18 protein-coding genes are annotated in these 13,143 nt (G+C 61.2%); 8 read left to right on the top strand and 10 right to left on the bottom strand.

The genetic code is table 11. The annotated features are described in order from the left end of the window. Window position 1: 1 nt before the first annotated feature. The 8 genes from GGR40_RS01410 to GGR40_RS01375 all read left to right on the top strand — a co-directional run bounded on the left by GGR40_RS01410 (window position 2) and on the right by GGR40_RS01375 (window position 4,642). Window positions 2-439: a hypothetical protein gene (locus GGR40_RS01410; protein ID WP_429274412.1), complete on the top strand. Its 438-nt coding sequence runs from the start codon at window positions 2-4 to the stop codon at window positions 437-439. A 695-nt stretch (window positions 440-1,134) separates the two neighbouring features. Next, complete coding sequence (locus GGR40_RS01405; protein WP_429275193.1) at window positions 1,135-1,335, top strand: type II toxin-antitoxin system HicA family toxin; 201 nt, start codon at window positions 1,135-1,137, stop codon at window positions 1,333-1,335. A gap of 60 nt (window positions 1,336-1,395) precedes the next feature. Beyond that, entirely contained in the window at window positions 1,396-1,791 is a 396-nt protein-coding gene (locus tag GGR40_RS01400) for a type II toxin-antitoxin system HicB family antitoxin (RefSeq protein WP_429274411.1), read from the top strand. Window positions 1,792-1,831: 40 nt separating this feature from the next. Beyond that, window positions 1,832-2,029 (top strand): hypothetical protein, encoded by a 198-nt coding sequence (locus tag GGR40_RS01395; protein WP_429274410.1) that lies wholly within the window; start codon window positions 1,832-1,834, stop codon window positions 2,027-2,029. A 191-nt stretch (window positions 2,030-2,220) separates the two neighbouring features. After that, window positions 2,221-2,919, top strand: coding sequence for an adenylate/guanylate cyclase domain-containing protein (locus tag GGR40_RS01390; protein WP_429274409.1), 699 nt, complete (start codon window positions 2,221-2,223; stop codon window positions 2,917-2,919). A gap of 2 nt (window positions 2,920-2,921) precedes the next feature. Then, window positions 2,922-3,443, top strand: a complete 522-nt coding sequence (locus tag GGR40_RS01385) for a Pycsar system effector family protein (protein WP_429274408.1) — start codon at window positions 2,922-2,924, stop codon at window positions 3,441-3,443. A gap of 222 nt (window positions 3,444-3,665) precedes the next feature. Next, window positions 3,666-3,920, top strand: a complete 255-nt coding sequence (locus GGR40_RS01380) for a hypothetical protein (RefSeq protein WP_429274407.1) — start codon at window positions 3,666-3,668, stop codon at window positions 3,918-3,920. Between the two features lie 335 nt (window positions 3,921-4,255). Then, a complete protein-coding gene (locus tag GGR40_RS01375) occupies window positions 4,256-4,642 on the top strand; it encodes a hypothetical protein (protein ID WP_429274406.1) in 387 nt (128 codons plus the stop codon). Between the two features lie 181 nt (window positions 4,643-4,823). On the opposite strand, the gene GGR40_RS01370 is transcribed toward GGR40_RS01375, so the two are convergent. Genes GGR40_RS01370 through GGR40_RS01325 form a run of 10 tightly spaced genes read right to left on the bottom strand, consistent with a single transcriptional unit; the run spans window position 4,824 to window position 13,143 of the window. Then, on the bottom strand, window positions 4,824-5,210 hold the full coding sequence (locus tag GGR40_RS01370) for a hypothetical protein (RefSeq protein ID WP_429274405.1): 387 nt from the start codon (window positions 5,208-5,210) through the stop codon (window positions 4,824-4,826). After that, a complete protein-coding gene (locus tag GGR40_RS01365; protein WP_429274404.1) occupies window positions 5,207-5,797 on the bottom strand; it encodes a glycoside hydrolase family 19 protein in 591 nt (196 codons plus the stop codon). Before GGR40_RS01365 ends, GGR40_RS01370 begins: the two co-directional genes overlap by 4 nt. 21 nt (window positions 5,798-5,818) lie before the next feature. After that, on the bottom strand, window positions 5,819-6,226 hold the full coding sequence (locus GGR40_RS01360; protein ID WP_429274403.1) for a hypothetical protein: 408 nt from the start codon (window positions 6,224-6,226) through the stop codon (window positions 5,819-5,821). Continuing rightward, window positions 6,214-6,768, bottom strand: a complete 555-nt coding sequence (locus GGR40_RS01355; protein WP_429274402.1) for a hypothetical protein — start codon at window positions 6,766-6,768, stop codon at window positions 6,214-6,216. The genes GGR40_RS01360 and GGR40_RS01355 overlap by 13 nt, the downstream gene beginning before the upstream one ends. A 39-nt stretch (window positions 6,769-6,807) precedes the next feature. Next, entirely contained in the window at window positions 6,808-7,752 is a 945-nt protein-coding gene (locus GGR40_RS01350; protein WP_429274401.1) for a hypothetical protein, read from the bottom strand. Between the two features lie 12 nt (window positions 7,753-7,764). Continuing rightward, window positions 7,765-9,498, bottom strand: a complete 1,734-nt coding sequence (locus tag GGR40_RS01345; RefSeq protein WP_429274400.1) for a hypothetical protein — start codon at window positions 9,496-9,498, stop codon at window positions 7,765-7,767. Continuing rightward, window positions 9,495-9,899, bottom strand: coding sequence for a hypothetical protein (locus GGR40_RS01340; RefSeq protein ID WP_429274399.1), 405 nt, complete (start codon window positions 9,897-9,899; stop codon window positions 9,495-9,497). Before GGR40_RS01340 ends, GGR40_RS01345 begins: the two co-directional genes overlap by 4 nt. A gap of 9 nt (window positions 9,900-9,908) precedes the next feature. After that, complete coding sequence (locus tag GGR40_RS01335; protein WP_429274398.1) at window positions 9,909-10,601, bottom strand: hypothetical protein; 693 nt, start codon at window positions 10,599-10,601, stop codon at window positions 9,909-9,911. Then, window positions 10,601-12,736 carry a phage tail protein gene (locus GGR40_RS01330; RefSeq protein WP_429274397.1) on the bottom strand — a complete coding sequence of 712 codons (2,136 nt, stop codon included), beginning with the start codon at window positions 12,734-12,736 and terminating at the stop codon, window positions 10,601-10,603. The genes GGR40_RS01335 and GGR40_RS01330 overlap by 1 nt, the downstream gene beginning before the upstream one ends. Then, a complete protein-coding gene (locus GGR40_RS01325; protein WP_429274396.1) occupies window positions 12,736-13,143 on the bottom strand; it encodes a DUF6950 family protein in 408 nt (135 codons plus the stop codon). Before GGR40_RS01325 ends, GGR40_RS01330 begins: the two co-directional genes overlap by 1 nt.

Genomic DNA, 13,143 nt, shown 5'->3' with positions numbered 1-13,143 from the left:
GGTGAACAATACACCTGACTGGCGCGTCACGCTTGATGGGCAGGATCTGTCCGATCGCATCCGCCCGCGCCCGGTCTCGCTCACCCTCTCGGAAAAGCGCGGGGATGAGGCCAACCAGCTGGACATCGTGCTGAGCGATCACGACGGCATGTTGGGCATCCCGCCCGAAGGTGCCGTGCTCCATCTGCAGCTAGGCTGGAAGCAGGGCCGCGACGTCACGCTGGGGCTGATCGAAGGGCAGCTTCAAGGTGGACGACGTCAGCCATTCCGGCCCGCCCGATCAGATCACCATCCGCGCCCGCGCCACCGACTTCACCAGCGAGATCCGCAACCGCCGGTCTCCTATGCTTGCAATGGGCAGCTTACGACGGCCAGACGATCCGCCTCCGCCAGCGCAAAACCAAAGTCGCCGTTGTCGTGCCCGTCGGCGCACCCCTAAAGGCCGCGCTGGACGCTGCTAAGGCAAGCAGCGCACGGGACAGCAAGCCCTTGCCCCTGACCATCCTCGCACTGAACGCGGCACGGCATGGACCGAATCCGGTCTCCGCGCCTCATGGCGCAAGGCATGCATCAAATCGGGCGTAACCGGCGTCACCTTCCACGACCTGCGCGGCACGGCAGTAACGCCTCGCCATCGCAGGCGCCACGGTTCCAGAAATCGCCGCCATCACTGGTCACAGCCTGAAGGAAGTCGGGACGATCCTCGACGCCCACTACATACACCGTGACCCGGCACTGGGCGAAGCTGCCATTCGAAAGCTCGAAGGCAGAACCATTTCGCCCGACTAATCGCCCAACCGGACAATTAGCGTCTAACAAATTTTCGGGAAAAACGTAGGAAAATAGGTGGTAGCGGAGGAGGGACTCGAACCCCCGACACGCGGATTATGATTTCCAATGCAGCGCTGATAATAAACGATAGTTCTGTAAACGCCACCCTCCCCGCGCCGCAGATTTCCGTAGCCTGTCCCTCGACTGTAAACCTCCCACTGACATGATCTTCGGCCGCGTCCGTGCGATTGCTGACGACTGGCAGCAGCTGGTTGAGAGCGGCTTTGATCAGGGCATAAGCAAAACCTCCAAGCTAATGATGCGCATATATTTGCGCAAATCCACTTGACCGCTTGCGAAGAAATGTGTATTTATTTGCGCATGGAACGGGATAGCAAGAAGATAGTCAAACGCCTCCAAAGCGAAGGCTGGGAACATATCTCAACCAAGGGCTCACACGCCAAGTTTCGCAGAGGGAGCCAGACAGTGATCGTCCCACACCCCAAAAAAGACCTTCCGAGCGGATTAGCACGGAGCATTGCAAAGATAGCGGGCTGGCTTTGACCAGCCCCATCATCCCCCGCGCCCTTAAGGCGTTCGGCTAAGGATGCGAAAGGAAACGACATGAAGTATTTTTATGCAGTCATGCATCAGGAAGGCGATAGCGCATTTGGTGTTACCTTCCCCGATCTGCCGGGTTGCAATTCGGCGGCTGACGACATCAAAGACGTGCTTCCTAATGCATGCGAAGCACTAGAATTGTGGTTCGATGATCAGCTGGAGATTGAGCCGAGCCGTCTTGATCAAGTTCGCGACATGGCCGTCGACGATCTAGCGAACGGCGGCACCCTGATTGCGGTCCCTCGCATCGTAAACGATCACCGGGTCACCCGCGTCAACCTCTCAATGGAAAGGGGTATGCTCGATGCGATTGATACGGCAGCGCGCGAACGTAGCCTGACCCGTAGCGCATTTATCACCCAGGCCGCTCGCAATGAGATCGAGGGTGTCAGGCGATGAAGATGACTTTTTGATCGATTAGTTGGCGAAAGAGACGAAGATGGCGAAATTCACGTACATTGAGGACGAAGCTGGCCGGCGAATCGCATTCGACGCTCAACCCGGAGAAGAGCTGCCGCTCGATATGGTGCAAGCGTACGTGGCTCTCAAGCAAGTGTGGGCACTCGAACAGATTGCTGAAAACCTAATTGGGTTGGATAATGCCATTACCGCTGTAGCGCGAGCGATACCAGACTAGGTCAACGCCGACTGATCACACACCCAGAAGCTGGCGCTATAGACTACCTATGCAGGGGTGAAGGCCCCTTCCATCATCGCCTTCCGCAACCTGTTCACACACTATTGCGTCAAAATGATACACAAGCTGTGATCGTGACTTGGAATTTCGCACAAGCTCCCCAGCTTTGACAATTAACGCATGGGGGCAACATGGCTTTAGTTGACGACCTGAGAACCGAATGCAGCTCTATCTTTCGCGCAGTCTGGACGGAGCGGGATGGGACAGTTGTACCTGCCGCGGACACAGTTAAACTGTCAAACGACGGGGTTAACCTAGAAGGTACTGTGCTTTATGCAGACTTATCAGAGTCCACAAAGTTAGTTGATACCAAAGCAAAGCAATTTTCCGCTGAAGTGTATAAGTCCTTTCTACATTGCGCAGCAAAGATTGTAAAAGCCCACAATGGGGTAATCACGGCGTATGACGGCGACCGCATCATGGCTGTCTTTGTAGGACGGCGTAAAAATACCGACGCGGTTAAAACAGGACTAAAAATCAATTGGGCTGTCAAAAATATTGTGACGCCAGAGATGAAGAAGATCTACACCAACGAAACTTATGTGGTTCGCCACACAGTTGGAATTGATACATCGCAACTTATGGCCGCTAGGATCGGCGTACGTGGTGATAACGATTTGGTTTGGGTTGGTCGCGCCGCAAACTGGGCTGCTAAACTGTGCACGCTAGGTCATGACTATCCCACTTGGATTACGAAAGCCGTCTACGATCAGATGCTAGACGAAGCCAAATTCGGTGGCCCCACCAAACAGAATATGTGGGAAGCTCGAAGCTGGACAAAGATGAATAACGCTTCCGTCTATCGGTCAGGTTGGACGTGGTCAGTTTAAAAATGGATGATCCAAACCTAATTAGCCTTGAGGTTTACGAGCGGCAGCTTGACAGGACCTTGAATTTCTTTCCCAGAATCGACAGCAAGGTTACTGCTTTACTAGCAGTAGTTGCTGCGCAGATCGCAATCGCCGCCGTTAATACGAAATGGGGAGACTTACGGGTGGGTACGCTTGCCATCCCGCTTGCCCTGTTTTTGCTATCAGCAGCCTATGTGTATGTGCAACTTTATAGATGCACATATCCGCACCTAACCGGCGGGCAAAGATCCTTGGTCTATTTCAACGAAATAGCACAATTACGAGAGGCTGATTTTGTTTCACAGTATTCCAAGCTCACTGAAGACGATCTGAAATTTGATATTGGCGGACAAATATGGCGCAACGCCGAGATCTTAAAATGTAAATACGGGTTTCTGAAAACCGCCACCATAGGCACTCTCATCGGCACGATCCCGTGGGCCTTTTTCCTGATGTGGGGGTCAATTTTGCACGGCGAGCTGATTAAATTGTCTAGCGGATGAATGGAGCGATCGCATTCTGAGCCGGGCTTCGCGATTTGCAGAAATCCGCTGCGAGTCGATGTTTAACCTACCCGGCTTATCCGACGCATTCCCGCGGCGTCCGACGGGCATTGTCTATCCTATTTACCTGTCAGGCGCCCCATCGCGGTCCGACGGGGATTTAAGAACAAACGTGGAACATATATAACGGCCAGCGATGTTGATTCGCGAAAGGCTGTACCCATGACCTGCCCACTATCTGACGAAATGATGATCTCGCTAGGCTGCCAGTATTTCCGCATGGCCGATCGCTCCGACGCAACGGAGAATGACCAGGCCGCGCTTCGTGATTTCGTTCCGGCCCTGCTGCACCGGCTTCGGGAACGCGCTGTGGCCGAGCCTGAAACACTCGGCCCACCGACCTCAAATTCGCGCCTGTGTGGCACCGCTTTGCGCGATGAAGCCCAGATCGAGATGCTGCTGCCACAACCGGAATGAGCGGCGGCATGACTGGTGAAATGGGCCGAGAAGGGATTCATGATCCCAACAACATTGTTCGAGGCAGGCACCTTGGGCGGGTCTGTGGAGCTCAAGTGCAAATGTGGACATGCGTCACGTTTTCACGCGCCGCCGCTATGGTGGCACTTTCAGAAGCGGCACTGGGACGATCGGTTTGGCGAAGCGCGAAAACGCTTCTGGTGTCGGATCTGCGGCTCGAAGTGGCGAGCGAAAGTCCGACCGATCTCAATCGAAGGGGTGACGTCCATGCCGGGTGACTTCGCGCTGCCTTGGCCAGACGAGCACGCATGGAAGGCCGCATGTAGGAGGGTAAGATGATCCAGGAGAAGACGATGGAAAGACAATCGCTGGAAGATCTGCGGCGTGAGGTCGGCCGAATTGCGGCAGGCGGCGGCACTTGGCAGGACATTTCCAAGCCGACCGACTACCGCGCATTCACGCCGGCTCCGCCAGATGCCCGCCTTGCGAGTGCGGGACGCACCAAGACGGCAGACGGCCGCCCTTCCTTCGGACGTTGGTTGCTGGATCAAGCTGACCGGCCGGGATTGATCGGCAACCTGGCGAAGGCAGCCAAGGGTGATCGCCAATTTCCCAAAGACGGTGACCCGGAGGAGGTGCGCAAGCGGATCAGCTCGCTGGGTGCTGATCCGGACATGCATGAGGCGCTGGACGACGCGGAACTGGACTGGGCCAGCTACTGATCCACGATCCGCGAACCTCCATCGCGGGCGCGCCCCTCTGCAAAGGGAACGAGGTGGTCACGGCCGCCATCGCGCACAAAGGCCTCAGGAGGCCGCTTGCAGGCGCTTGCCTTCGGCGCAGTCGCCGTACTGGCTGATCAGGCGAGCTTCCCATGCTCCGCGCTCCGGGTCTACGAAGGGATCAGGGCGGGCCTCGACGGGCGGACACGGCGCCGTCAGGTTCGCCTGCTGCGCGGCGGTTTGCGGTGGCAATCGCGTCGTCGAGCACCCGGCCAGCAGCGGGATCGAGAGCGCAATCAGCAGCAGCAGGCCGATCGCGGTAGATCTCACGGATGGTGCTCTCTCGCACGGTGGACGCGGATCGTTCGATGGCACGACTTTCCTCCAGCTTGTCTCCAGCGGCCTTGAGGCGGCCGGTTTCCTTTTCCACTTGGGCAACCGCCGCCTGCAGCTTTGCCAAGTCGGCGCTGTCCCGCCGCCAGTCGCAGACGGCGTATCCGCCCCACGCGCCCAGCAGCGCCGCCGCGCCGGCGCCCGCAAGGCACCAGCCTATAGGGATAGGGTTCACCCGACCCAGCCCTTCAGCTTCGCAACCTGAGCGCGTCGATCCTCTAGGCCGTTGGTACCGCCGTTGATCCGCTTCGTGATACCGACCAGGTCGTCACTGTCAGCCAGCGCATTCAGACGGTTCACGCTCCAATATTCCAAAGCGATTCGCAGCCCGATGGCGGGATCGGCGGCGAGGTTCGGATTGCCTTCCAGATCGAGACCAAGCCGTTTGCCATAATCACGGTAGTTGGCTCGGCCTGTGATCTGGATAGGGCCTCGGCCCTTGTACCGCTTACCGTCCCCGCGCTGCGTATTCCCGAGGTCTGCGCGCCCTTCGTACCGGGTTTGCGCTGGGGTTGGGCCCCAGACCTCCTCCATATAGGCAAAGGCGCCGCTTTCGTGCGTCAGCTGGCCCATCAGGTGGATCAGGCGCAGCGGGTTTTCCAATATCCCGTAGCGAGGGAAGTATGCGGCGGCGGCCTGTCCAAGGACGGCGGCCCGGTCGGGTTTAGCGCCGAGCTTGCGGAATAGCGCGGTGAACGTGATCGGCCCCGGCTTGTTGTCGAGCACGACACCAAGCGAGGACTGCAGCTTGCGTGCGTCCATTGATCAGTCTCCTAGATGAGGTCAGGGCTTCGGTGGAGAACGGAAGACGTCGATCGCGGCGGACGCCGCCTGCTTCCATTTGCCGAGCGTGATATTCTTGGCGATGCCGATCAGGCCAGCGCCGGCGGAGCCGATGCCGATGCCGGTAATCCCGGCTTTCAGCAGATCGAGATTGTGGGCCTGCACCCAAAGCACGGTGACGAGCAGGCACAGGGCAGAGACGGCGACGTCCAGCGCCCATTGCGCCTTGCCCTCAGCTTGAAGGCCGATGACGAGACGGGTGATGATGACGGCGAGAATGCAGACCACCATCGGGCCTGCAACGAAGGGATACCCGGCGATCCACCAGATCACCGGCTGCTGCTGATGCGATACGAACGAACCCATGGCGGCGGCCCCCAACACCGCGAAGAATTTCAGCGGAGACATACAGCTGCCAGAGCAGCGCCAAAGCTAAGCAGGACGACCCCTGCGGCGCGAGCGAGAGTGGGCCAGCGGCTCCACATGTCGACAGGGAGCGGAGCTTTGCGAAGCTGGTGCTCCACGCCCGGCTCCCCGAGATTGGCGAGGAGCATCCACAGTAGGCCGCAAAATACGGCAATGGGATCGAGCCAGCGCTTAGCCATCATGACCCGGGCGACCGTGACGGGGTCTTTAGGGTTCCAGCCCCACAGCTCCATCGCGGCCGCCGCGCATCGCAGGGTGATACCACAAGCCGCGAAGAGTAGAATGAAGCGGTAGATCGACACCGGATCTAAGGGATGATCGAAATACCGCTGTATCCAGATCCTGCGCGCCTGCTTTCCCGCCATCATGATCCCGATGAAGGTCGTTGCCGTCATCAGGAACAGGTTGAACATGAACAGCGGCCCGTCCCCATTGAAGCTTGGCGGCATCGGTGTGACCGGCCCCGCCTCGACGGATCTGGCCACGAGGCTGGTCGCCGCGCTGAGCAATCCGAGTGTGGTCATGATGCACCTCTCGTCATCAGGCTTGTTCCAGCGAGGCCCTCACAGGCCGTATTTCGCACGGGCCAAGGCTAGCAGCTGCGCGCGCAAAGCCGCGTTGCCCGGCAAGTGCAGCGCCTTATTGAAGATGATCGCGTTTCCGATCCGGCCTTGGAAGGGGCGCCCGGTGTCGAGGTTGCCGACGCGCCAGGGCGATCCATTAGCTGGCGTCGCCGTCAATGTGCCCGTCCCAATGAGATTGTCGGCGGCACCGCGCAACTGCCATATCTTCGACGCATCATCGTAGGAGATGAGCAGAACGTGGGTGCCTGCGGCGAGCGAGAAAGTTGAGTTCGTGCCGTTGAAGCCCACTGTCAGGACATTTGCAGCGGTCACGAGGAAGAACGATGCGTTGATGGTCCCGAGCGCCACCTTCGAACCAGCAACCGCCATATCTGCTGCCGTCTGATTGATAACTACCAGGGCCGAAAAGCTCGTCTCGGTCTTCGCGAAATCGGCTAGTATTCCAGAGCTGTTGGCGATGGCGAACTGGGCCATCGCAGGGGCAGTCATGGCGACACCCGTCGCTGTGGCGGTCGCGTTCGCGGATACGGTATAGGTTCCGGTCCCGCCGGCGCCGGTGCCCAGCGCCGAAATGTAAGTGCCCGCAGGCAGGCCGGCAGCGGCTACCGGCTGACCAACGACCAGGTTCCCAGCGCCGACGGCTGTGACGTTGATCGTGGCCGATCCGGCCGTAGTGCTGATGGTGAATGATGCATCGCCGCCCGTCGGGGTGGTGACGGCAGTAGCGACCAGTTTGCCGGTCGTTTCCAGATCCGGCGCGACGCCATCGGCAAGGTAAGCTGGGTCGAAAAGATGGGTCAGCCCCAAGTCTGTGGCAATGGCTGCAAGCCCCATGTTGAAGGCATCGACGGGGAATTTCGTCAAGCTGGCCTGCATCGAGGCCGGGTAAGAGAAGTCGGCCATCCTCAAGATGCGTCCGGGCATTGGTATTCTCCTTCAGGCAACAGGGACTTCGCAGTGGGCCATCCATTTCGACATGGTTGTCCCGTCTGCGTAAGTATCGGTGGAGCTATCGCGGAAGCAGGTGCGCGGGCCTGTCGTCGGCCCTCCGCCGTTCCCTGGAATGCCACGCATCCCAAACTCCGCTACGCCTGCGACTGCCGACGCGATGGTAAACTGGATGGTCGATCCTGAGACGGTGACGCCTGACACGGCGACCTGTGCGCCGCTGCCATCGCGATAGGTGACGCCGAAGTTGCCCGGATCACTCACAACACCGGTGTCGATGACGGTGTTGCCTACACCGCCTACCGTCGTCACCGTGATCGTCGTGCCGGATCGGGTTGCAGAGCCAGCACGCAAGGGGGACCATGATCCATCCCACGTTCCGCCATTGGCAACGGCAGCGAGCGCCCGACCGATCTCCTCGCCATGCTGGGCGTAACCGGGTCCCGTCAGGTGCTGGTTGTCGACATAAGGAAGATGATACTTCGGTCCGACCATGAAGAAGAGCGCGGGGCTGTCCAAGGCCACCTGAAGCTGCGCCAGCGGAACCTCGGATCGCGCGATGTTGTAATGGGTCCAGCTGGAGACCTGGCTGACGAACATCGGGAGAATCAGGCCCGCGTCATTCCAGATCGCCCGCGCGTCCGTCTGGAAATCACTGCGCCAGACATTCAGCCACGCCATGTAGGTGGCCTTCAAAGCCTCACGATCAGCTTCGCCGTGGATGCAGATAAGGCCTCGCATTTTGACCGGCAGGCGCCCCGTCCACGCAAGAAGCCGCGCGCGCAGCATGGCGCGCACCAGGCGAGAATAAGGCACGGTGCCCTTCAGCAACGATCCATAAGCGGCACCGCCGACACCGAACGTACCCATGAGGATGGCCTTCGAGGCACCCACCGCCTGTCGAAGGCGGTTTCCCGCCCGCGGATAGACCGATCGCTCCTGCGCCCCTGCCTGAAGCGGAACCAGCGGTCCAAGCCGACTGTCAGGGATGGGTGTCGTGGTGTTGTCGGCCCCCGGCATGATCCCGCCGGAAAACATCATCAGATGGCCAGATGGATCGATGATGCCATCAGGGTCCGGCGTCCCTCCCTTCGCTCCGATGGACAGGGACTGGCCAATTCCAGCGATCATGCTGATCTCGGTGACACCAGCAGCAACGGGTGCCGGGTTTGCGGGAAGATCGACCGAAAGAATTGAGCTCGCCCCGGCCGCGGAGGTATTGACCCATCGCACGCCAGTTGGCGTGACCTGCGGCGCGGCGTTGTCCCCTTGGGAATACGTGAGCCTTACAGTGCCGAAGTTGCTGGTCATCGCGACGTCGCGGGCGGGATAAGTTCCGATTTCCTGGGGGATGAAGCCTACACCCGCCGGCTCGATCACTGCCGATCCCGCGCCGCGCGCATCGACAGTGGCAAGCCCCATTCCGAACGTGAAGCCCCGGGCGATTTCGCTGGATGCGCCGGTCGTCGATGACGAAGGCGGGCCAAGGACAAAGCCTCGGCCGGTCTTGTCGACGGTGGCGAAGCCAAGTCCGAACGTGAAGCCAGGGACCGCCAACGAAGCAAGGGCTACGGCCGACTGCGCTGCGGCAGCGATCGTCTCTGTTCGATCTGCCAGCTCTACGACATTGGCCTCCAGCGCGGCGAGATCAGCCGTGATGATCCCGGCCGGCCCGCGCATCCCGGCGATTTGAAAAGTAAGCTGGGTCGTCAGGCGGCTCATGTGGCGTCAACTCCGGCGGAGAGGATGAATTCGCCGCTCAGCAGGCTGTCCTGCATGTCATCGGCGTAGGTGATCTTGATTTCGTAGGCGAAGGTCTGCGGATCGCCGGGGTCGGGCGTGTTCTGGCCGGGGAGTGCCGCCAGCGCGGCCCTGCCGATGCTCGGGGTGACGATCAGGCGGCGCCAGTCCTCGGCGCTGCCGGGCTCCAGATCGGGATGCACGCTGTCGGTGAAGTCGGCGGACGCATCGGCGGCCAGCGGCGTCCCGGCGGCGCCGGGATACAGCCGCACCTGCATGGAGATTGTCGCCCCGGTCAGCGGTAGAGGCCCGCCGCGATAGTCGAAGTTCAGCGTCGGCGCGAAATCGATGTTCCGCGCCGCGTACAGCGGTTGGATGGGCATGGGTGCTCCCTATTGCTCGGTAGCGATGACGAAGACGGTGGCGCCGACGAGAAGGTTCAGGACGCTCCCCAGCAAGCCGGGAGCCTCCGCTTTGATCTGGACGCCCGTCTTGCTGAGCGTGTTTGCTACGACCGACGTCCTCGTGCCGCCGACAGCTGTCGCTGGAATGCCCCAGTGGCCGATGGTCGGAGCGGCAGCGGAATCGGCGAAGGTAGTGCCAAAGCTGATCGTGGCGATGCCTTGGGCGTTGCTCACACCGCTGAAGACGCCGAACTTCTTGGCGGCATTGAGGTTGGGCGCATTTGCCTTTGTGGTGATGCCCGTCGTGCCGACATATCCCGTAGCCGGCTTGGCGCCAGCGCCGCCGGCCCAGTCCGTCACCTTCAGATAGCGTGCGGTGCCGTCAGTCTCGATCGCGAGCATCGGCGTCCATGCCGGGTTGCCGGCATCGCCCTTGACGCTCTGCCCCGGCCCTCCGCGAATATCCGTGGCTAGCGAGGGGTCGGACGTAAGGCCATCCGGTGCGACGTACATGCCGGACACGCTGCCCATGTCGCCCATAATGAGGCCGTCAACGCGAATGACGGCGCGCCCGCCCGTCATCAGCACGCCTAAATCGGGGATTGCCACCTTCCCGTCGAACTCTGGGATCAGCCTTTCGCCCTGACGGATGACAGCCGGCGGGCGCAGGAACCGGCCCATCAGGCAACCGTCCCCGTCGCGGCGATCGATGTTGAAACGAGCGTCGCGCCGTTGAAGATCCGCACCCACCACCAGTAGGTTCCGGCGGGCAGCGGATCGTCCTCGAAAGTCATGTCGGCGAATAAGCCTCCGGTGACCGGATCGGACACTGCGACTGCAGCGCCCGGGTTGTCCGTCGTATTGCGGAACACCCGCGCCGTCGTCCACCCGGCGATGCTCGGCATCTGCCAGGTGATGATCGGCGGGTTGCTCGAAGCATCGGCCGTGACGCCGGTGGCCGTGGGCACTGGCGCCGTGTAATCGAAGTCGAGCCCGGTGAAGATCAGGCGCAGTTCGTTGAAATAGCTGATCGCGACATCGTACGTCCGCGCGACCGATAGCCCCATCAGTTCATAGCTGGTGGTCGATGCCGGCAGCAGCGCGGCCTGTATCCAGTTCGTCGTGCCAGTTTCCCGGTATTCGATCAGCACTTGCGTGGCGCTGTCATCGTCGACGGAGCCTTCCAGTTCTATTGTGCCGGTTGGGGTGCCCTCAAGGTACTCGATGTGCGTCGAAGCCGACCAGCTGCCTTCCGCCGGTGCTTCAGTCTCAAACACTGGGTTGCCGGTCGTGGTCGGCGCGGCAACGCCCATCAGGCTCAGCGCCCATGGATGCTTGCTGCGGGTTTCTTCGCGCAGCGTCAGTACCACGCTGGCCGTGTCCGGATCGAACTGCCGGCGCAGCACGATCACGTCCTTGCCCGCCAGATAGCCGAACTCGGGCGTGTCCTCTATCGTCAGGCAGTCGCCCGCGCGATACCCCAGCCACCGCAGCTTCAGCGGGAATACGGCCGGACCCGCCTCGCGCGCGTTGGCGATGTCGTATCCGGCCAGCTGCGCCACCTGGTCCGGACTATCCCCGGCATAGCACTGGACCATCGGGTACGTTTTCTCGCGCGTGCGCTCGATTCCGCCATCTTGCGCAAGATATGCGGGGTTGCGGACGACGCCGGCAGGAACCTGCTCGAATCCGTGATCCTCGCTGCGATAGGTCGGGATGATGCCGTTCACCCGGTCCCGGCGCGTCTGCGTCGTGGTGACCGAAGCGTTGCCGATCAGGTCGCCCCGGCTGATCGTGCCGATCGAGACGCGCGGTGTGTTGATGATGCACGACAGGCTTGCCCCCAGACGCACCGGCTCACCGCCGCCCGCCTGGCACAGGGATTTCATCACGTCCCACTTGCTGTCGGTGGACTTCGTGCGGCCACCGGAAAGCCACCCGTTGGCATCGGCGATGTTCGCCGCCTCGACAAAGGCGGGAACATCGATCGACGTCAGCGGCATCCCTACGCCCCCCACCCGGATCGCGTTCGGCCCCTGATGCCAGCCCAGGGCGAAAGTCAGCGCCTGTATCCACCCGTTGGCGCTGTATGCCCACGTCGTCGGATCGTTCCAGCGCTGCGGGCCCGATCCGCCGGGATATGTGCTGTCGTACCGCGGATCATAGCATTTCACGCCCCGCACGCGGTACTGGGTCGTCGGCACTTGCGTAAAGGTGTTCTTGCCCTTGCCGTCGAAGACGTAGACGGTCATCGCCGCGGCATAGCCCGACAGCTTGCTTGCAGCGCTCCACCCTGGGATCGCACCCCACGGCCCGGTCGGGATCAGCGCCGATGGCTCGGGACAGGCACCCAGCTGGGTTCGCTGGTATACGCGGTCGTGCAGGCTGCCCACCGCGTTGTAACCGGCGAAAGTCGTCGTCACCTCGTCGATGCGGGTGGCGTCGATCGCCTCGATCGGTCCGCAGGCGGAAATCACGCCGCACAGGAACTGGTACTTGTTCTTGCTGCCGCTCGTCTTGCGGTAGGTGATCGACGGCGCGACCAGCGTGTCACCGAAAACGATCGGGCTAGCGCCGTTGGGATCGCTTTGCCATTCGGTTTGCCCGCCCTCGATGGCAGGGGATTTCGCCGTGAGTGTCGACACCAGTCCGGAGGCGAGGCCCACGGCTGAGGCGATAAGCCCCGCCGTGGCGACACTGACAGTCGTGGCAACGCCCGCACTGACCAGGCCTGCGCCCAACAACGATGTACCACCGGATGGGATCGCGGCTGCTACCGCCACGACCAGCGCGGCAATACGAAGCGCCTTTGCCATCAGGTTCTCCAAGCCGCTAAGGGCGGCGTAGACGGTTGCAGGACCGCCGCTGTGTCGACGTCCTCATGAAACGCCAGAATGCGGCCATTGCCCAGGCACACGCCGAAGGCCCCGAAGGGCGGTTCGCCTTCGATCTCCACGATGTCACCCACGATCGCCGCCGCCGGCGGAATGCGGGATACGCCCCAGCTGTCGATGCAGGCCGCACCCGATCCGCCATGCCGGTTCAGGAAGCGGCGAAGCGCCGTCGCCGATTTCCACGTGCCGCCGGTGCGGATCTGCCAGCCCATCGCTTTCAGGTGGGAAATCACGATCAGGCCGCAGTCGCACGTGCCAAAGGCGAACGGCTTCCCCGCGAACCGCTCCAGCGTTGCTCGCGTCACTTCCGCCCGTTCCGCAAGGTTCAT

Origin of the sequence: Novosphingobium gossypii, from assembly GCF_050433305.1 — a bacterium.
Taxonomy (GTDB): Bacteria; Pseudomonadota; Alphaproteobacteria; order Sphingomonadales; family Sphingomonadaceae; genus Novosphingobium; species Novosphingobium gossypii.
This window is presented reverse-complemented; position numbering and strand designations above follow the sequence as displayed.